16 protein-coding genes are annotated in these 19,514 nt (G+C 60.1%); 10 read left to right on the top strand and 6 right to left on the bottom strand.

Annotation, left to right across the window (positions count from 1 at the left end; translation table 11 throughout):
- Nucleotides 1–36: 36 nt before the first annotated feature.
- Genes B30_RS05650 through B30_RS05665 form a run of 4 tightly spaced genes read right to left on the bottom strand, consistent with a single transcriptional unit; the run spans nucleotide 37 to nucleotide 5,454 of the window.
- Complete coding sequence (locus tag B30_RS05650; protein WP_009571063.1) at nucleotides 37–1,002, bottom strand: ABC transporter ATP-binding protein; 966 nt, start codon at nucleotides 1,000–1,002, stop codon at nucleotides 37–39.
- Complete coding sequence (locus tag B30_RS05655) at nucleotides 999–2,882, bottom strand: dipeptide/oligopeptide/nickel ABC transporter permease/ATP-binding protein (protein ID WP_009571064.1); 1,884 nt, start codon at nucleotides 2,880–2,882, stop codon at nucleotides 999–1,001. The genes B30_RS05650 and B30_RS05655 overlap by 4 nt, the downstream gene beginning before the upstream one ends.
- A complete protein-coding gene (locus tag B30_RS05660; protein ID WP_009571065.1) occupies nucleotides 2,879–3,826 on the bottom strand; it encodes an ABC transporter permease in 948 nt (315 codons plus the stop codon). The genes B30_RS05655 and B30_RS05660 overlap by 4 nt, the downstream gene beginning before the upstream one ends.
- Nucleotides 3,827–3,879: 53 nt before the next feature.
- Nucleotides 3,880–5,454: an ABC transporter substrate-binding protein gene (locus tag B30_RS05665; protein WP_009571066.1), complete on the bottom strand. Its 1,575-nt coding sequence runs from the start codon at nucleotides 5,452–5,454 to the stop codon at nucleotides 3,880–3,882.
- A 96-nt stretch (nucleotides 5,455–5,550) separates the two neighbouring features.
- Here B30_RS05665 and B30_RS05670 point away from each other — a divergent pair, with 96 nt between their 5' ends.
- A complete protein-coding gene (locus B30_RS05670) occupies nucleotides 5,551–6,240 on the top strand; it encodes a DUF1028 domain-containing protein (protein ID WP_009571067.1) in 690 nt (229 codons plus the stop codon).
- A gap of 31 nt (nucleotides 6,241–6,271) precedes the next feature.
- Here B30_RS05670 and B30_RS05675 read toward each other — a convergent pair whose 3' ends face one another.
- Together B30_RS05675 and B30_RS05680 are read right to left on the bottom strand one after the other, a co-directional pair.
- On the bottom strand, nucleotides 6,272–7,084 hold the full coding sequence (locus tag B30_RS05675) for a FadR/GntR family transcriptional regulator (RefSeq protein ID WP_009571068.1): 813 nt from the start codon (nucleotides 7,082–7,084) through the stop codon (nucleotides 6,272–6,274).
- Between the two features lie 125 nt (nucleotides 7,085–7,209).
- Nucleotides 7,210–7,959, bottom strand: a complete 750-nt coding sequence (locus tag B30_RS05680; protein ID WP_009571069.1) for a LuxR family transcriptional regulator — start codon at nucleotides 7,957–7,959, stop codon at nucleotides 7,210–7,212.
- A gap of 104 nt (nucleotides 7,960–8,063) precedes the next feature.
- On the opposite strand from B30_RS05680, the gene B30_RS21285 reads away from it, so the two are divergent.
- The 9 genes from B30_RS21285 (at nucleotide 8,064) to B30_RS22720 (ending at nucleotide 19,490) form a co-directional block, all read left to right on the top strand.
- Nucleotides 8,064–10,964: a vWA domain-containing protein gene (locus B30_RS21285; protein ID WP_009571070.1), complete on the top strand. Its 2,901-nt coding sequence runs from the start codon at nucleotides 8,064–8,066 to the stop codon at nucleotides 10,962–10,964.
- Between the two features lie 3 nt (nucleotides 10,965–10,967).
- Nucleotides 10,968–11,807, top strand: a complete 840-nt coding sequence (locus tag B30_RS21290) for a hypothetical protein (RefSeq protein WP_009571071.1) — start codon at nucleotides 10,968–10,970, stop codon at nucleotides 11,805–11,807.
- Nucleotides 11,808–12,040: 233 nt separating this feature from the next.
- Entirely contained in the window at nucleotides 12,041–14,332 is a 2,292-nt protein-coding gene (locus tag B30_RS05695) for an arginine/lysine/ornithine decarboxylase (protein ID WP_009571072.1), read from the top strand.
- 190 nt (nucleotides 14,333–14,522) lie between these two features.
- On the top strand, nucleotides 14,523–15,821 hold the full coding sequence (locus tag B30_RS05700) for a 3-deoxy-D-manno-octulosonic acid transferase (protein WP_009571073.1): 1,299 nt from the start codon (nucleotides 14,523–14,525) through the stop codon (nucleotides 15,819–15,821).
- 142 nt (nucleotides 15,822–15,963) lie between these two features.
- Nucleotides 15,964–16,443, top strand: coding sequence for an NUDIX hydrolase (locus B30_RS05705; RefSeq protein ID WP_009571074.1), 480 nt, complete (start codon nucleotides 15,964–15,966; stop codon nucleotides 16,441–16,443).
- A gap of 109 nt (nucleotides 16,444–16,552) precedes the next feature.
- Entirely contained in the window at nucleotides 16,553–17,035 is a 483-nt protein-coding gene (locus B30_RS05710) for a DUF1178 family protein (protein ID WP_009571075.1), read from the top strand.
- 1 nt (nucleotide 17,036) lies between these two features.
- Nucleotides 17,037–17,702, top strand: coding sequence for an SDR family NAD(P)-dependent oxidoreductase (locus tag B30_RS05715; protein WP_009571077.1), 666 nt, complete (start codon nucleotides 17,037–17,039; stop codon nucleotides 17,700–17,702).
- 122 nt (nucleotides 17,703–17,824) lie between these two features.
- Nucleotides 17,825–19,060: an aspartate kinase gene (locus B30_RS05720; protein ID WP_009571079.1), complete on the top strand. Its 1,236-nt coding sequence runs from the start codon at nucleotides 17,825–17,827 to the stop codon at nucleotides 19,058–19,060.
- Nucleotides 19,061–19,118: 58 nt separating this feature from the next.
- Nucleotides 19,119–19,490: a DUF4260 family protein gene (locus tag B30_RS22720; RefSeq protein ID WP_100220047.1), complete on the top strand. Its 372-nt coding sequence runs from the start codon at nucleotides 19,119–19,121 to the stop codon at nucleotides 19,488–19,490.
- Nucleotides 19,491–19,514 lie beyond the last annotated feature (24 nt).

The raw sequence follows: 19,514 nt of genomic DNA on the forward strand, positions 1-19,514 counted from the left end.
CGCGCATTCTTCGCCAATCGGAAAATCGCTCTTGGTTCAGCGCTCTTTTGACAAAGGATTGAAACAGGCAAAGGCGCGCCCGGTTTCATCGGTGGTCAGCGCCGGTTTCTCGGCGCGACACCGATCCGTTGCAAAGCCGCAGCGCTCGTTGAACGCACAGCCCAAAGGCGGCGACAACGGATCGGGCAATTCGGTGGCCGCGGTCTCGGGCGCCACAATGGGACGACCGACCTCGGGGGCACTTGCGGCCAGAAGCGCGGTGTAGGGGTGGCGTGCATTGGCAAAAATTTCGCGCGCGGACCCCACTTCGACAATCGCCCCGAAATACAAGACGGCGATGCGGTCGCTGACCGCTTCGACCACCGCCAAATCATGGCTGATGAACAGATAAGTCAGGCCGAACGTCTCCTTGAGGTCTGCCAACAGGTTCAAAACCTGCGCCTGCACCGATACGTCAAGCGCAGAGACCGGTTCGTCCAGAATCAAAATCCGCGCTTGGGCCGCCAAGGCGCGGGCAATGCCGATCCGTTGCGCCTGACCGCCGGAAAACTCATGCGGGTAGCGATCAAGAAACTCCTCACGCAGGTTCACGGCGGCGAAAATCTCGTGGATACGGGCGGCACGGGTGGCTTTGTCCATTTGGTGCAACCGCCGCAGGGGCACCTCCATGATCTGCCGAATGGTCTTGCGCGGATTGAGGCTGCTGATCGGATCTTGGAACACATATTGGATGCGCTTGCCAAAAAGCGCGGGGTCGGCATTGTCCAAAACCGCGCCTTCGATTTCAATCTGGCCGGTGCTGGGCGGCAAAAGACCCACAAGCATTTTTGCCAATGTGGATTTGCCACAGCCCGACTCGCCCACGATCCCCAAGGTTTCTCCGGTTGTCACTGTCAAATTCAGCGGCTGCACCGCATGAACCATCGCTTTGGGTGGCCCAAACAGGCGTTTGCCGACCGCAAAGGACTTTGACAGATCGGTCAGTCTCAGGGCCTCACTCATACGATGCGCTCCTGTTTGGTTTCGGGGAAAAGACAGCGAGTCTTGCGGCCCGCCCCCGTTGGCATGAGCGCTATCGCATCTGCGCGACAGGCGGGTTCGGCCTTGTCACAACGCTCGGCAAAAGCACAGCCCACGGGCAATCTGTCCACAACAGGCGGCAGCCCCGGAATCGCGGCCAGTTTGCGTTGCCCGCCGCCCAAGGTCGGCACACAATCGATCAGGCGGCTGGTGTAGGGGTGGTGCGGGTTGCGCAGAACCGCCTCGGTCGGACCTTCCTCAACGATCTGGCCTGCATACATCACGGCCACACGGTCGCACAATTGGCCGACGACACCGAAATCATGGGTGATGAAAATGATCGCCAGACCACGCGCGCGCCGCAGGTCGCTGAGCACCGACAGGATTTGCGCCTGCACGGTGACATCAAGCGCAGTGGTTGGTTCATCCGCGATGATCACGTCGGGGTCATTGGCCAGCGCCATGGCAATCCCAACCCTTTGGCGCATTCCGCCAGACATTTCATAGGGATAGCTGTCGATCCGGCTCTCCGCATTGGGGATACGCACCGATTTGAGCAGATCAATCGCGCGGGTACGGGCCGCCTCTTTTGACAGGGGGTCATGGGTCTGGATCGCTTCAATCAACTGATCGCCCACCCTATAAAGCGGATGCAATGTCGCCAAAGGGTCCTGAAAAATATAGGCCACGCGACGCCCACGCAGAGCGCGCAACACCTCATAAGGTGCACCGATAAGATCCGTGCCGTCGAAATGCACCGCACCGCCAGTGATCACACCCGGAGGCGAGGCGACAAGCCCCATCACGCTCAGGGCGGTCACCGATTTGCCCGACCCGCTTTCGCCGATGATGCCAAGGCATTCGCCCCGCTCAACATGCAGATCGACGCCACCCACAGCTTTATACACGCGATCACGCACCCGAAACTCCGTGCGCAACCCGGCGATATCCAAAAGACTGTCGGTCTGCGCGACTGGCACAGGACCGTGACGATCGACCGTGGTGGCAGGCATCGGGCGGCTCAGCGCGCCGGATTTCAACCGCGGATCAAGCGCATCGCGCACCCCGTCGCCCAACAGATTGATCCCCATCACAATGACCAAAATCATCGCGCCGGGCACAATCGAGGTGTGTGGATGGGTGATCAGCGCCGAACGGGCCTCGCCCAGCATCGAGCCAAGATCGGCTTGCGGAGGCTGCGAGCCGAGACCAAGGAACGACAGCCCCGCCGTCTCCAAAATCATCCAGCCCACGGTCGTCGACATGGCGATGACGATGACCGGCAAGACATTGGGCAACACTTCGCTGAGGATGATTTCGCGGTTGCGCATCCCCGACAGGCGCGCCGCATCGACAAACTCCTTATGGGCGATGCCAACGGTGATGCCGCGAATGTTACGGGCAAAAAACGGCACATTGACTGCGGCCACCGCGATCAGCGCATTCATCAGGCCCGGCCCAAGAGCGGCGACAATCGCCAGCGCCAGAAGAATATAAGGAAACCCCATCAGCATATCGACACCGCGCATGATCACATTATCGGTGCGCCCGCCGTAATAGCCCGCGATGATGCCAATGGCCGAGCCGATGGTCGCGGCAATCATCGCCGCGGCCAATCCCATGGCAAGACTCAGGCGGGTGCCCCAGAGCAACCGGCTGAGAAGATCGCGACCCAAATGGTCTGTGCCCAAAACCGCCCCGGCGCTGAACGGCGGTTGAAAGCGATTGGGCGTGTCGATCACATTCGGGTTGGCCAATGGCAAAAGCGGCGTGATCAGGGCCAAAAGCGCGACACAGCCGATCACGATCAGCCCGACAAGCGCCAATCGGTTGCGCGCCAGCAATGTCACAAAGCCCCTCATGTTTTGATCCTCGGGTCGAGCATGGCCTGCGCCACATCCACCATGATGTTGAACATCACATAACAGGCCGCGATGAACACCACCCCGCCCTGCACCAATAAAATATCCCGCTTCAGGATCGCATCGACCAACATCCGGCCCACGCCGGGCCATTGGAACACCATCTCGATATAGACCGCGCCAGACAGCACAAACCCGGCCTGAATGCCCAAGACCGGAATGATCGACACCATCGCGGCGCGCAACGCATGGCGCCAGATCACGCGCCGTTCGCGCACACCTTTGGCCCGCGCCGTGCGGATGAAATCCTGTCGCAGAACTTCCAGCATGGCCGAGCGCGCCAACCGCGCAATCACCCCGGTCGCCACCACCGCCAACGCGAGGGCAGGCATGAACAGGTGATTGAGCAACACCCACACCGTGCGATCGCCATAAATGGGCCACATGCCAGAGACCGGAAACCACCGCAATTGCACCGCAAAGATCAGGATCATCATCATACCGAGGAAAAACGACGGGATCGAAATGCCCAAAAGCACGACAAAGGTGATCGCCTTGTCGGCCCATCCATATTGACGCGCGGCGGACACCACGCCCGCCGCCACGCCCAGGAGCGAACACAACACAAAGGACGTGCCCGCAAGGATCAGCGTCGCCCCGAAACGGTCAAGCACCTCGTCCAACACCGGACGGTTGAGCGCAAAGCTGCGGCCGAAATCGCCTTGCACCATATGGCCGAGCCAAATGAAATAACGCGGCACCAAGCCCTGATCCAAGCCAAGATCACGGTTCAGCTTTTCGACGTTTTCAGGCGTGGCATAAGAGCCAAGGATCGCCGTCGCCGGATCGCCGGGGATCATCGCCATGATCAAGAACACGATCACGCTGATGCCCAAAAGCACCGGGATCGCCGAGACGAGCCGTTTGAGAATATATCCGGTCATGTGATCGCCCCCTCAATGTGGCGCGACCCCGCAAGAGATCGCGCCGCCTACCCTCAATTTTTGGTCACATCATCCAAAAGCAGGAAGAACGAAGGCTGCAACGAAAAGCCCTCAACGCGATCAGAGGTCACGGCGTTTTGTTTCCAGTTGGCCACGAACACCCAAGGTGCATCGTCTTGCACGATCACCTGCATCTCCTGATAGAGCCGCGCGCGTTCGTCCTGATCGGTCTCGACACGGGCCGCATCAAGCAAGGCGTCCACTTCGGGGTTGGAATAATAGCCGGAGTTGAAACCGCCCTTGTCTGGCCAGGCTTCGGTGCGCAACGCGAGGAAGGGCAGCGTGTCCGGGTCATTGGTCATCCACGCCATTTCCGCCATATCCGCCTTGCCTTCAAGCCCGGGGTTCACATTGCCCAAAAAGGTGTTCCACTCGTAGGTTTCGATTTTCACGTCGAGCCCCACGGCCTCCAGATCGGCCTGGATCGCGGTGCCCATGGCGACAGGGTCCAGCATGCCAGAACCGCCTTCGGTGACATAAAATGTCAGCTCCGCGCCTTCGGCCCCCGCCTCTTTGAGCAAGGCCCGCGCCCGCGCGGGGTCATAGGGATAGGGATCGAGATCGGTATTATACGCCCAGGCAAATGCGGGCGGCGTTGGACCCGCGGCGACCTCTGCCGTGCCTTCAAGCACGTCATTGACGATCGCCTCTTTGTTGATCGCATAGTTCGCCGCCTGACGCACGCGCTTGTCGGCAAAGGGGCCTTCTTTGGCATTGAGGATCAGGAACCAGACATGCGGCCCCGCCTGTTCATAGACGGTATAGGCGTCGCTTTGAAACTCGCTCAGTGCCACGGGCGGCACTTCGACCATAAGATCAATCCCGCCTGCCAGCATCTCGGCCGAGCGGGTGTTGGCATCGGTGATCGGGCGGAACACCACGGTTTCAAGCTTGGGTGCGCCGTCCCAGTATTCGGGGTTGGCCTGCACCACGACGGCCTCGTTGCTGCGCCATTCGCCAAAGGAAAACGCCCCCGTGCCCGACGGATGCCGGCCGAAATCGGCACCATATTCCATGACCGCAGCGGGCGAGACAATCAGGCCGGTCGGATAGGCGAGGTTGGACAAAAATGGGGCGTAGGGGGCGTTGAGCGTAAAGGCCACCGTCAGGGGATCAATCACATCGACGCTCTCGACCGCCGAAAAGAAGAACGCCAGCGGGAACGGGCCGGTGTTGTGATAGGGGTGCGCCTCATCCAGCATTCGCTCAAAATTGAACTTCACGGCCTCTGCGTCAAAGGCGCTGCCATCATGGAACATCACGCCCTCCCGCAGGGTGAAGGTGTAGACCGTACCATCCTCGGAAATCGTCCAGTCGGTGGCCAAAGCGGGTTCAACCTCAAGCGTGCCGTCTTTGTAGCGCACCAGACCGTCATACATGTTCATCAGGATGCGGAAATCATTGACCGCCGTCACCGCCGCCGGGTCAAGCGCCTGCGGCTCCGCAATTTGACCGACGATCAGCACATTCTCGGGCGTTTGCGCCTGTGCGCCGCCCTGCGACAGCACCAGCGCCGTGGCCGCGGTCGCCGCAAGCAGGGCGCGGCGGGAAAGGGCTCGGAAAGTCATGGGATATCCTCTCTGTTGCATTCTATTTATAATGATTAATTGCATTTGGACAAATTCTCATGATAAATTCAAGGCAAATGTGTTAGAGGTCGCATCATGACATTTTCCATTCTCACATATGACGAAAAAACAGGCGTTTACGCTGGGGCCGCCGCGACAGGCAGCCTCTGCGTTGGCGGCTGGGTGTTGCGGGGTGACATCGAATCGGGGCTTTGCGCCTCTCAGGGCACCGCGCCCAGTACATTCTGGCGCGACGATGCCATGCGCCAATTATATGCCGGAGCGGTCGCCACCGATGTGGTCGCATCGCTGACAGCGGCGGACACAGGCCGCGATCACCGTCAACTCTCTGTGCTGGACCGCTCCGGCGGCACGGCGGGTTTCACCGGGGCTGAAAGCGTTGCCTTTGCCGATGTCATCGCCACCCCAAACCTGATTGTGGCCGGGAACATGATCCAATCACGCGCTGTCTTAGAGGCCATGGCCGAGAGGTTCCGAAACAGCACCGGCGCGCCCGCCTCCCGGCTTTTGTCCGCCCTGCGCGCAGCCGAATCCACAGGCAGCGACATACGCGGATTGCAATCCGCCGCCCTCTTGATCCTCAACCCAAAGGCCCCGCCAATCGACCTTAGGATTGACCAAAGCGACACGCCGCTGGACGATCTCGCGGCCCTTGCCAACAAGGTCAGCCAGCCGCCCTATGTGCATTGGTTGGGGGAAGTCCCGGTCACAACCGACCGCACGCGTGCGCCGGTCGGCCCCGTCGCGCCCGCGCCGATCACGTAGAAAACAGCCCTGAAGCGTTTCGCAAAAGACTTCAGGATGTTGGTGTTTCAGCCATAAACTCGCGGGTGATCCGCATTTCCTGGGCGTTCATCATCGTTTCAGCACCCTCCATATGCGACAGCATGATCGCACGCGCGCCCGGACCGTCGCCGCGCTCCAAGGCATCGACAAGCTCAATCTGGTGACGCCGCCCCCGCTCCCATAACTCCTTGTTGGGCGCGGCGTATAACCGTCGATAAACCGTCAAATCCGCCAAAATCCGCGCCATGAAAGCGATGACAAAGCCCAACAAGTCATTGTCCGAAGCCTCCGCAAGCCGCGCATGAAAGGCCAGCGAAGAGATGTGCTGTTGTTTTTCCTCTTCGGGCGAGCGCGCGGGCTCAGGGTACTGATGCGCCATTGCGCGCAATTCCGCCAACGTGCTGTCATCCAAATGGCCCGCAAGATTGGCCACCATTTCCGGCTCCAACAATTTGCGGATTTGGTAGATGTCAGACAGGGACAAATCCTTAAAGTAAAAGTAATTGCCGAGCAAAGACATGGCGCGATCCTTGCTCACCTCGCCCACCGAACTGCCCCCGCCGGGACCGGTCTTGGTGACGATCAACCCCTGCGCTTCCAGGATGCGCATCGCTTCGCGCACCGTGCCTTTTGACACTTTGAATTGCGCGATCATTTCGGCCTCGTTGGGTAACTTGTCGCCTTTGCGCAAATCGCGTTCGACCACCCAGCGCTTGATCTGATCAGCGACCTGAACAGGACGCGACCGCTTAAGCGCGCGCGGTGCATCGGTGACTTTCGGATCGGTGACTTTCGGGCTGATCGGAGGGGCTGTATTTTTCATCATGATAATTTTCTAACCGAGGCGGTAGGGCTTGGGTAGAGCCTAATTCATCATAATAAATCTAAGCGCGCTCATGCGGGGGCCACTGGCCCAGCACCGACAGGGGCCTCGTTCAATTGCGCCTCTCACTCAGCCGCGCCCGTGACGTCGCGCCCATGAACTTCGCGCCCATGACGTCGCGCCTTTGCGTCCCAATAGGTCTTGAGCAGATATTTCGTCGTCGGCGCGTTCATTTTTTTGCGGGCATTAGACAGGTGCATGTCGACAGTGACGGGTTTGATCCCAAGCTCCATTGCAATCACCTTGATCCGCAATCCCGCGCTGAGAAGATCAAGACATTGGGTCTCGCGCGGACTCAGAACAACGGTCGGGCCATCTGTGGCGAGCCGACCACTCAGCCCAAACAGCACAGGCTTGATCTGTGCGAGATGCGCCCCCTTGATCGCCTCGACCTCATGCATCGACTGGCTGGAGCCAAGGTTCCAGCCTTCGGGTCTGCGCGTCGTGGGATAGCGTGTCGCCACAGAAAACCCGGCGTTGAACCCCGCATCGCCCGCCGCCGCGATCAGGTCTTTTTGCCGCCCGGTCAGATACGCGTATTGATTCATATGGGCTTTGCCGGTGTCAACCGGAACAGGCGAGGTCAGGCAATACTGTAAGAAGGGATCGTCCTGCGCGTAGCCATTGTCCACATAAAAGCTCTGAAACCCGTCCGGCATCGTTGTGCGCACACTGGGCCCGTCTGCCACGCCGTTCTGGGCAATGTAGATAACGCGATCGAATCCCAGATGGTCAAGATAACGCCGAGCGGCGCCCCAACAGGCCTCGGGACACGCACCTGTGGCAAGCAGATGGTAGATATCTTCGACATGCATCGCGAGACCTATGGAAAACCATACATTGAAATAAAGCGGCGGAGCGGCTCTGTTTCAAGGACATTTTGGTGTCACAAGTCACGAATCGTTCAAAGGACTTTAAAATGCGCACAGCGTTTAAGGGGCTGATGGCCGCCCTCTTCTTGTCGCTCCCGATGATGGCATCGGCCCAAGAATCGGCCCAGGACAGGGCCTCGGTGCTGATCCTGGATGCCTCAGGGTCGATGTGGTCGCAACTGGACGATGGCACCTCCCGGATCGAAGTGGCGCGCGACGTGTTGAGCGATTTCTTGGCGGCGCGCGATCCGGCACAACCTTTGGGCGTCATCGCCTATGGTCACACCCGCAAAGGCGATTGTACGGACATCGAAGTGCTGGCCCCGGTCGGGCGACAAGACCCTGCGGGATTGGGCGCCCGGCTGCGGACGCTGAACCCGCGCGGCAAGACGCCCTTGGCCGACGCCCTGCAACTGGCGGCGTCGCAAATCCCCGTCAACAGCGAAGAGGCGGATATCGTTCTGATCACGGACGGGTTGGAAACCTGTGGCGGCAATGTCTGCGCGGTCGCGTCCGGTTTGGCCGCGATGGGCATTCCTGTGCGCGCACATGTGGTGGGGTTTGGCCTCACTGAGACCGAAATGGCCCAGATCGCCTGTGTTGCCGACACCACGGGCGGGCTTGTTCTATCGACCCAGTCTGGCACCGAACTGGCCGACGCCTTGATCCGCACCACGGCGCCCGTTGTGGCCGATGACCTGCCCGCAGATCAGGCGACGCTCAATCTCACCATCCGCGCCGACAGTGCCGGACGTCCGGACCGGGTGCAATTCAGTGCCGAAAACCTGGCAACCGGGGCCATGAGCGCCCTTGGCACCTTGGATTTCACCCAAGCGGCGGCTCTGCGCGTGGACCTGATCGCCAGTGACTACCGGATCATCGCCGATGCGGGCGAGATGGGCCATGGCGAGATCGTGGTGCCCGTGGCCGCCGGGGACAGCCGCACCGTTTATGTGCCGTTTCAGGGCCTTTTGCCCACACTCGACATGCCCGCTCCGACAGGCGCGTTTCGGGTGGGGGTCAACGCATTGCTGCCCTACCGCGTGCGTCAGGAAGGCTTGGCCACTGGCGGCGGTGATTTCATCCTCTCCCTGTTGCCCTTGGATGCCGCCACCACAACGGATCGGCGTTCTGATTATGCGAGCCAAGACAGCACCCTTGGCGGCCATGTCGGGGCGTTTCGTGCGCCGCCGGAACCGGGCGATTATCTTTTGACCTTCAGTCGCAACGCCGAGCTGCCGATAGACGCGGTGATGAAAGCCTTTATCGTGACCTTTGTGGAGCGCCCTGATGTAACGCTGACCGCCCCGCCCGCCGTGGAACCGGGGGCCGAGATTCCAGTGACCATCGCCGGCGGCATGGGCAGCGACGATTGGCTTGAAATTCGGCTGAACGATCAACGCGTCTCTTGGGACAACACCGTCCCGCTGGCCGAGTTTTTTGACAATCGCTATGGCCCTGCCAAGCCGCTTTTGGCACCAACACAGCCGGGGGAATATGAGCTGGTCTATATTTTTGGCGGCCTTGATGACGCACATCAGGTTGCGACCCGCCTGCCCTTGACGGTCGGCACTGTGGTGGATTTTGACGAGGACGCCCGCGCCACAGGTGCAGATACAAACACCGCCGCACCGACGCCCCAAACGACCCAAGCCGCGCGCTGTGATGACGACAGCGGCTGCGGCATGGGCGAGGATGCGCCGCAGGCCGGATCGGGTGTGGTGCAGGTGGTGATTGCCGCCGACGGGGCGCAGGGTCAGCCGATTGACTGGACGCTCGTTCCCATTGGTCGCGAGGGCGAAAGCCCCATCGCCTCGGGGGCCGCCATTTCTGGACCTTGGATCACGGTGCTGGATGAAGGCCTTTGGGGGGTCAACGGCGTGGCCGATGGGGCGACATATTTTGGCCAAATCACCGTCAGCGCCAGCGGGTCCGCCTCTTTCACGATCCCGCGTGACATGCCCACCGATATGGCCGTCGATATGGCCACCGACATCGAACCGCCCCTCTCAGATGACATCGGATTTGCCTGTGATGATGCGGTCCAATGCAGTTTCGAGGACCCCGAGGCACAGATCATCGGCGTCCTGCCCGCAGGCTGGGTCACCGATGTTCCGACCCGTGAAGCCTATGTGGCAGGCGGGGATCGGGGGCTGGTCCGCATGAGTTTTTTCAACCCTGATGCGCCCGAGAACACCGTCATCCTGAACCCGCGTCAGTGGCTCAAGACGAACGGGCCCTGCCTTGAGGTCCAGCCCGGCCTACTCTGTCACTTTGACCCCGCCAGCGCAGAGACCCTGGCGACGTTTGACATGCTCAAACTGCTGTTGCGTGATACCGCGCCCCGTAACCTTCCCAGCCCGGCCGAGGCGATGGCGACTATCATCTCAGATCTGGCCAAAGAGGACCCCAATGCCGCGCGCGCGATGGAGGCCCTGATGGGAGCCGCAGCGGCGGGCGGCAACGGCGCGATGCCGGATATGGGGTATGTGCTGGGCACGCTGGCCACTGAAGCGTCACCCACTGCGTCATCCTATATGCCGGGTGAGGTCTTGCGACGCTGTTCTTTAAAGGCCGCCTGCCCCTTTGAACAGCCCAACGTGCAGATCGCCGGCATCCTGCCGCCAAGCTGGTCCGTCGAGGTGATGACCCGTCGGCCAGACGGCACCGTTTCCACCTGGTTCACCGACAAAGACCCTGCGGGCAATGCCAAGCGGATCGGGCTGAACCAGAGCGGGGGAGACAGCTGTGTTGCGACCCGCGTCGGGACGCTATGCGCCTTCACGCCCTACATCGCAACCGATGAGATCGGGTTGATCGCCTCCACCTTGGTGCAGGGCAGCGCGGCGGATGTCCGCAACGCCATTGCCGACAAAGTCGATGCGCCAAAACCGATCACCAACCCCGCCGCGCTTGACGCGTTGTTGTCGCAACTGGAAGGAAACTGATCCATGCGTGCCCTTCTGACATGTCTTGCCGTGATGGCCGCCGCACCGGCCACGGCGCAAAATTGCAATCCGCCGATCCTGACATTTCGCGGCGACACGCTGACCTATGAAACGCCTGCCACGGACGTCTATGCCAGCGGCGGCGTAGCGGCCATTGTCGATGAGTATGTCGAAGGCCGTGCGGTTTTGATCGACGCAAACGCCCGCACCACGCGCAACATCAATCTGGCCGAGGTGACGCTCGCCGAAGTACAGGTCTTGGTTGGGGCCGAGCGGATCGCCTTTATCGGCCCAGCCCGCTGTCGCCCAAATATGCCCGGCCTGCCCGAAGACCTGTTCCCCGAAGGTGAACCCGCCACGCCCAACACGCCCGTCGTTCTGTTCCCGGATGACCCAGAGGGGGGTGGCCCGCGCGATGGTCTTTGGCAGGCCAACATCGGCCCGACCCGCATGCAAGGCTGTCCGCCGATGGTGGCGCAAGCGTTCCCAAACTCGCCCGGCGCGCTGCCGGGGATGACGGGGGACACCCGCCGAATGACGTTTTCCTCCCCTTTTGATCCCAACACATTAGAGATGTCGCACACGATGAAGGCCCGCTGGACCCAAACCGGGAAAAACCGCTGGCAGACCGACGTGTCGCCCGAAGTTTTTGACCAAATTCCACAGGGCGCGGGAGGCGGATCGCGTTTGTCATTGGTGCTGGACGTAGTCCGTCCTGATCTGATCCGTTTTGACCATACGATCGAAATCATCTTGCCCGATGTCGCTGTTGCGATGTTGGGCGTGAGCCCCAATGGCTGTCGCGTCATTGGCCGCGACACCTGGCAACGGATCGGCGACTGACAGGGGGCTCCATGGACCTTCTGGGCGCGTTGCAACCTGTCTGTGCGCGCCCGGCTTTGCACACACCCCCCGCCCTCCAGCACCCGCGCAACAACACTTCTGCGTTGATGACGGCGTCTGGACATAGCCGTGCAAATCACACCATAGTCCGGCGCAACTGCGTACAGAAATCTGGGGCAAACCCCTTATTCGTTTGATCAAAATATCACCGAATGCCCCGATAGGAGAATGTCATGAAATTCCGGTTTCCCATCGTCATCATCGACGAGGACTTTCGATCCGAAAACACCTCCGGCCTTGGCATCCGCGCCTTGGCGACGGCGATTGAAAGCGAGGGATTTGAGGTCTTGGGCGTCACCAGCTACGGCGATCTGTCGCAATTTGCCCAACAACAATCGCGCGCCAGTGCGTTTTTGTTGTCGATTGATGACGAAGAGTTCAGCCCCGGTCCCGATCTTGATCCGGCGGTGTTGAACCTGCGAAATTTCATCGAGGAAGTGCGGTGGAAAAACGCGGATGTGCCGATCTACGTTTACGGCGAAACCAAAACCTCGCGCCACCTGCCCAATGACATCCTGCGCGAATTGCACGGCTTCATTCACGCCTTTGAAGACACGCCGGAATTCGTTGCCCGCCACATCATCCGCGAGGCCAAACAGTACCTCGAAGGCATCCAACCGCCGTTTTTCAAGGCGCTGTTGGACTATGCCGAAGACGGGTCTTATTCATGGCACTGCCCCGGACATTCCGGCGGCGTGGCGTTTTTGAAATCACCCATCGGCCAGATGTATCACCAGTTCTACGGCGAAAACATGCTGCGCGCCGATGTGTGCAACGCGGTTGAGGAACTCGGTCAGTTGCTTGATCACAACGGGGCGATTGGCGCGTCTGAGCGCAACGCCGCGCGCATTTTCAACGCCGATCATTGCTTTTTCGTCACCAACGGCACCTCGACCTCGAACAAAATGGTCTGGCATCATACCGTGGCCCCCGGCGACGTGGTCGTCGTGGATCGCAATTGCCACAAATCCATCCTGCATTCGATCATCATGACCGGCGCCATTCCGGTGTTTTTGAAACCGACGCGCAACCATTACGGCATCATCGGCCCGATCCCGCAATCCGAGTTCGAACCCGAGGCGATCAAGGCCAAAATCCGCGCCAACCCGTTGCTTGCGGGCGTCGATGCCGATGCGGTCAAACCGCGGATCATGACGCTGACCCAGTCGACCTATGATGGCGTGTTGTACAACACCGAGACCATAAAAGACCTGCTCGATGGCTATGTCGAGAACCTGCATTTCGATGAGGCCTGGTTGCCGCACGCCGCCTTTCACCCGTTCTACAGCACTTATCACGCGATGGGCCGCAAACGTGACCGCAACCAGCATTCCGTGACCTATGCCACGCAATCCATTCACAAATTGCTGGCGGGCATTTCGCAGGCCAGTCAGGTCTTGGTGCAGGACTCCCTTGATACCAAACTGGATCGCCACCTGTTTAACGAAGCCTATTTGATGCACACCTCGACCAGTCCACAATATTCGATCATCGCGTCTTGCGATGTCGCGGCGGCGATGATGGAGCCTCCGGGAGGCACCGCTTTGGTGGAGGAAAGCATCCTTGAGGCGCTCGATTTCCGCCGCGCCATGCGCAAGGTCGATGCCGAATTTGGTGAGGGCGAATGGTGGTTCGAGGTCTGGGGCCCCGATGAGATCGGCGACGAGGGCATGGGCGCGACCAAGGATTGGGTGCTCAAAAAGACCGACGCCGATGGCGTTCAACCGGTGGATGGCAAAGACGCATGGCACGGCTTTGGCGACATGGCGCCGGGTTTCAACATGCTCGACCCGATCAAAGCCACATTGATCACCCCCGGCCTGAATTTGGATGGGCGGTTTGAAGACACCGGGATTCCGGCCTCGATCGTGTCCAAATACCTGGCCGAACATGGGGTGGTTGTTGAGAAAACCGGGCTTTACAGCTTCTTCATCCTGTTCACCATCGGCATCACCAAAGGTCGTTGGAACACGCTTCTCGCCGCGCTCCAACAGTTCAAGGACGACTATGACCGCAACCAACCCCTGTGGCGGACCATGCCGGAATTTTGCGCCAAGCATCCGCGCTATGAACAAATGGGCCTGCGCGATCTGTGCCAACATGTGCACACGCTTTACGCCAAATATGACGTCGCGATCCTCTCAACCGACATCTATCTGAGCGATCACACCCCGGCGATGACGCCCTCTGATGCCTTCGCCCATATCGCCCAGCGCACCACGCAGCGGGTGCCGATTGACGACCTCGAAGGCCGCATCACCACCAGTCTGGTCACGCCCTACCCGCCGGGTATTCCGCTTTTGGTTCCGGGCGAGGTGTTCAACAAAAAGATCGTTGATTACCTCAAATTCAACCGCGAGTTCGCGCGCGAATGTCCGGGGTTTGAAACCGATATTCATGGTCTGGTGCATGAGATCGGCCCAGACGGCGTGTCGCATTACTTTGCCGATTGCGTGGCGCAGTAAGCGCTCTCACGATCACGCGCCCCTGACCTTGCTTAGGGGCGCGCTTTGCCTCGGACAGCTCTCAAGACCGCCAATTCTCAAGCCTGTGCGAGACAGATCCCGATCGCAACGCGCTTGCCAACTCTGCGCCTCCCGCGTAAGCCGGAGCGAACCCATCGCATCGACCAAACCCATAGCCATCGGGGGCTTTTTGCTGATCTATCGCCTTCTTCTGACCGCGCTCAGCCCGCTTTTCGCGCTGCTCATGCTGCGCCAACTGCTGCGTGGTCGCGAGCGCTTGTCGGATTTGGCGGAGCGCTTTGGGACGGACCTGTCCGCGCGCCCGACCTCCCGCGCGCCAATGCTATGGGTCCATGGGGCCTCAAATGGCGAACTCACCGGCGCGCGCGCCCTGATCGAAGAGGCCCTGCGCCGCGCCCCTGACCTTGAGATTCTGGTTACGACCAACACTGTCACGGCGCGTAAGATGGTCGGCGATTGGGCCTTGCCGCGCGTCACCGTCCGGCTCGCCCCTTTCGATCTGCGCCCGGTGTTGCGCCGCTTCATCCGCGCCACACAGCCCGCGGCCCTTGTGTCGATCGAAAACGAAATCTGGCCCAATCGCTTTGCCCTTTTGGCGCGCAACGCCATCCCGGTGATCGTGGCAGGGGCGCGCATGTCGGACCGCACCGCCCAGCGCTGGGAAAAAATGGTGCCGATCTTTGGCGGCGTCATCCGCCCCACCATCGCCGCCATCACCCGCCTTGCCGCCCAAGACACCGCCTCGGAACAGCGCCTGTTGCAACTAGGCCTGCCGCCCGCCGCCCTTTTGCCGAAAATGAACCTCAAAAGTACGGTCGACATTGACATCGCGCCGCTGAAAAACGCCGACCCCATTGCGGCGCAGTTTGACCGAGTCACCACGGTTTTGGCCGCCTCGACCCATCCGGGCGAAGAGCGCCCTGTGCTTGAGGCATTTCACAGCCTGCGCCAAACCCACCCGCATGCGCGGCTGATTTTGGCCCCGCGTCATCCCGCCCGCGCCGACACAATTGCAACCGAATTGACCCGCGCCGGGTTTGCCTTTGCCCGCCGCTCCAAAGGCGATGCCCTTGGCGATGCGCCCGTCTATCTGGCGGATAGTTTGGGCGAAATGCCGCTGTGGTACGGGCTCGCAGGCATCAGTTTCATTGGTGGCTCTTTGATCAATCTCGGTGGTCACACCCCGTTTGAACCGGCCCAATGTGGCACCGCCATCCTACATGGCACCTTTGTGTCCAATCACCTCTCCGCCTACCGCGCGCTGGACACGGCAGGGGCTGCGCTTGAAATCACCGATGCGGCCTCCCTGGCCGAGGCCATGCGGGGCTTGATGAACGAGCCAGCCCGCGCGACAGCAATGGCAGAGGCCGCCCATGCCGCACTTGCGCCTTTGCGTGGGGCCGCAGCCCAGCAAGAAGCATTTTGGGCCGCTTTGGCCGATGTGCCCAAATTAAAAGCATTGTCATAAGAGATTTTTGCGGCTCATATCTTAGAGACGCGATTTTTCTTTCCGAGTGTCATACGGCTTTGGTACTGCTCGTCCATGCTGGGGCGTGATTGGCTTGGGAGGGTCTGTTGCACTCAGCAAGGGGCAGGAGAACCACGGACCTATGTCGATGATCAGAGCCAGACAGCATCCGGTCAAACTCGGGCGCAGCACCAAAGACAGCGTGCGCACCCAGTTTGGTGCGTTGGTGTGGCGCTATCGCAAAGACAAAGTTCAGGTTTTGTTGATCAAATCGCGCCGCCGTAAGCGCTGGATCATTCCCAAAGGCTGGCCGATGGATGGCCAGACCCCAGTGCAAGCTGCCGCCACCGAAGCGTGGGAAGAGGCGGGCATAAAAGGTCGCCCTGCGCCGATTTGCATCGGGCTGTATTCCTACCTGAAATATCCGCGCGATGGGCACCCCCCGATGCCCTGTGTCGTCGCCGTCTTTCCACTCAAAGCGCGCTGGGTGTTTGACAAATATCCCGAAGCCGATCAGCGTAAACGCAAATGGGTGACCCTCAAAAAGGCCGTGGAGATGGTCGATGACCCGGAATTGGCCCAAATCATCCGCCATTTCGATCCGCGTCACTACCGCCTCTGATCGCCGCGCTGTCAGTGCCTTGAGTTTGCGGCACATGCCCCACAGGATTGCCAAGCCCGAACACGGGCGGTATGTTTGAACCCTGCCCTTCCCCTATGATCGCCCCGCCATGATCCGTTACATGCTTAAATGCGACCAAGACCATCAGTTCGAAAGCTGGTTTCGTTCGGCTGACGCCTTTGACACACTTTGTGCACAGGCTCAGGTGAGCTGTCCGATCTGTGGCTCGGAGAAGGTCACCAAGGCGATGATGGCCCCGAGGGTGAGCACCACACGTGCCACCGGAGCCGCGCCCTCGGCCCAGCCAGACCCGGCCCCAGCTCAAATCACCTCACACACCGCGCCCCTCGCGCCGGATCACCCGACGCCTGAGCAAATCGAACGTGCCATGGCGAAACTGCGCGCCGAAGTGGAGCAAAATTCCGATTATGTCGGTGTCGAATTCGCCGATGAGGCCCGTAAAATTCATACTGGCGACGCCCCGGCGCGCGCGATTTACGGCGAAGCAAACTTTGAGGACACCAAAGCATTGCTCGAAGACGGCGTGCCGATTTTGCCCCTGCCCTTCCTGCCCAAACGTAAGATGAACTGACATGCCCCCCAAGCCCCCAATCGCTCTCATCACCGGCGCGTCGCGCGGCATCGGCGCAGCTTTGGCGCACGAGCTGACCTCTCGGGGTTATGAGGTCATCGGCACCTCGACCAAAGGCGGCGATGGATTGCTCCCGCTCGACCTGTTGGACCCACATGCTCCGGCTGCGTTGGCAAAGACCCTGTCGGGCCGCTCCCTCGACCTCTTGGTCTGCAACGCCGGGTTGTATTTGGACAAAGGTCAATCGCTTGCCGACGGATACCCAAGCGAGATGTGGGCGACAGAATTTGCCGTCAACGTCACCGGCGTGTTTCTGACGGTTCAGGCGTTGCTGCCCGCCCTCCAGAGCGGCGACGCGGGCGGTAAAATCGCCATCATCTCGTCGCAAATGGCCTCGCACAGCCGCGCGCCGGGCGGTTCTTACATCTACCGAGCCAGCAAAGCCGCCGCACTGAACCTTGGCCGCAATCTTGCCACCGATCTCAAATCTGTTGGCATCGCAGTCGGCATTTACCACCCCGGCTGGGTGCAAACCGATATGGGCGGCACGGGGGCCGAAATCAGCGCGGAGCAATCCGCAAAAGGCCTCTCAGATCGGTTTGCGGCCCTGTCTTTGACCACAACCGGCTGTTTCGAAACATGGGACGGCCGCGCGCACGCCTATTAAGTGCCGCGCCGCTGCTTCATTGCTGTAAAAATACTCACATACCAACACGTGCCGCTCTTGCGCTTTCGCCCAAGGTCTCTTAGGACGACGTGGTTAAATTTAACGGGGGAACGGGGCACATCATGCCAATTCTCGTGATGAAATTCGGCGGAACATCCGTCGCCACGCTTGACCGCATCCGCCGCGCCGCAAAGCGCGTGGGGCGTGAGGTTGCAAATGGCTATGACGTGATCGTCATCGTCTCTGCCATGTCGGGCGAAACCAACAAACTCGTCGGTTTCGTCAATGAAACCTCGCCGATGTATGATGCGCGTGAATATGACGCCGTGGTGTCCTCGGGCGAGAACGTGACGGCGGGGCTGATGGCGTTGACCTTGCAAGAGATGGACGTGCCCGCTCGCTCCTGGCAGGGCTGGCAAGTGCCGCTCAAGACCAATTCCGCCCACGGCGCCGCGCGGATCGAAGAGATCCCGACCGACAATATCTTGGCCAAATTCGGCGAGGGCATGAAAGTGGCTGTCGTGGCGGGGTTCCAAGGCATTTCGCATGAAGGCCGGATCACCACGTTGGGCCGGGGTGGATCAGACACCACCGCCGTGGCTTTTGCCGCCGCTTTTGACGCGGAGCGGTGTGATATCTACACCGATGTGGACGGTGTTTACACCACCGACCCGCGGATCGAAAGCAAAGCCCGCAAGCTCGAGAAAATCGCCTTTGAAGAGATGCTTGAACTGGCGTCGCTTGGTGCGAAAGTGTTGCAAACCCGCTCCGTCGAATTGGCGATGCGCTTTAACGTCAAACTGCGTGTGCTGTCCTCGTTCGAGGAATATGACCCCAATGCTGGCACGTTGATCTGTGCCGAGGAGGATATCGTGGAAAACAAACCTGTGGCCGGCGTCGCCGCCTCCCGCGAAGAAGCCAAAATGACTCTCGTGTCGGTTGCTGACCGTCCCGGCATCGCCGCCGCCATTTTCGGGCCTTTGGCCGAAAGCGGTGTCAACGTCGATATGATCATCCAAAACATCTCCGAAGACGGTCGCACCGATATGACCTTTTCCTGTCCGGTGGATCAGGTGGCCCGCGCGAAAGCCGCACTGGATGCCGCCAAAGAGCGCGGGGACTTTAATTTTGAAGAGCTGATTTCCGACACAACCGTCGCGAAAATTTCGCTCGTTGGCATTGGGATGCGCTCGCAATCCGGTGTGGCCGCCAAGATGTTCAAAGTGCTCTCTGACGAAGGCATCAACATCAAGGTCATCGCCACCTCCGAGATCAAAATCTCCGTGCTGATCGACCGTAAATACACAGAATTGGCGGTTCAGGCCCTGCACGACGCGTTCGAGCTCGACAAAGCCTAAGCGCGCGCATCGCGTTCAGACGACCCCAGACCCCTGCCTCACTGGCGGGGGTTTTCTTTTGAACCGCGCTTCGGCGATTGGCCTAGAGCTTCTGGCGCCTCTACGGTATCGGTTTCCTTCTCGCCTTCCTTGGCCTGACCCTCAACACCCCATTCCTGCTCTCATTGGGCCTGCTCTCATTGGCCTGCTTTGGCTTGGCCATGCCGGATTTGATCGGATGCTGGGATATTGCCTGAAATCCAACGACCGTTTTGACATCTCCCACTTGAGTCGGATCGGCAAAACCGCAGCTAAAATCGCAACTCAAATCGAAGTGCGCGTCACTGAGGTCGCCACAGGTCAGGGGGGTGTTCTTTCTGCGCATGCAGCATCAAGGCACAGAATTTTCTGCACTTTTTCCGCGCAATTCTTTGCTCACAACCGCTCTTAAGGTTGATTTCCTCTGGGCAATCGC

The organism is Celeribacter baekdonensis B30 (genome assembly GCF_000299875.1).
GTDB lineage: Bacteria > Pseudomonadota > Alphaproteobacteria > Rhodobacterales > Rhodobacteraceae > Celeribacter > Celeribacter baekdonensis_A.

Coding starts and splice junctions, on each gene's coding strand:
- B30_RS05650 (WP_009571063.1), bottom strand. CDS start 1,002: ATGAGTGAGGCCCTGAGACTGACCGATCTGTCAAAGTCCTTTGCGGTC.
- B30_RS05655 (WP_009571064.1), bottom strand. CDS start 2,882: ATGAGGGGCTTTGTGACATTGCTGGCGCGCAACCGATTGGCGCTTGTC.
- B30_RS05660 (WP_009571065.1), bottom strand. CDS start 3,826: ATGACCGGATATATTCTCAAACGGCTCGTCTCGGCGATCCCGGTGCTT.
- B30_RS05665 (WP_009571066.1), bottom strand. CDS start 5,454: ATGACTTTCCGAGCCCTTTCCCGCCGCGCCCTGCTTGCGGCGACCGCG.
- B30_RS05670 (WP_009571067.1), top strand. CDS start 5,551: ATGACATTTTCCATTCTCACATATGACGAAAAAACAGGCGTTTACGCT.
- B30_RS05675 (WP_009571068.1), bottom strand. CDS start 7,084: ATGAAAAATACAGCCCCTCCGATCAGCCCGAAAGTCACCGATCCGAAA.
- B30_RS05680 (WP_009571069.1), bottom strand. CDS start 7,959: ATGCATGTCGAAGATATCTACCATCTGCTTGCCACAGGTGCGTGTCCC.
- B30_RS21285 (WP_009571070.1), top strand. CDS start 8,064: ATGCGCACAGCGTTTAAGGGGCTGATGGCCGCCCTCTTCTTGTCGCTC.
- B30_RS21290 (WP_009571071.1), top strand. CDS start 10,968: ATGCGTGCCCTTCTGACATGTCTTGCCGTGATGGCCGCCGCACCGGCC.
- B30_RS05695 (WP_009571072.1), top strand. CDS start 12,041: ATGAAATTCCGGTTTCCCATCGTCATCATCGACGAGGACTTTCGATCC.
- B30_RS05705 (WP_009571074.1), top strand. CDS start 15,964: ATGTCGATGATCAGAGCCAGACAGCATCCGGTCAAACTCGGGCGCAGC.
- B30_RS05710 (WP_009571075.1), top strand. CDS start 16,553: ATGATCCGTTACATGCTTAAATGCGACCAAGACCATCAGTTCGAAAGC.
- B30_RS05715 (WP_009571077.1), top strand. CDS start 17,037: ATGCCCCCCAAGCCCCCAATCGCTCTCATCACCGGCGCGTCGCGCGGC.
- B30_RS05720 (WP_009571079.1), top strand. CDS start 17,825: ATGCCAATTCTCGTGATGAAATTCGGCGGAACATCCGTCGCCACGCTT.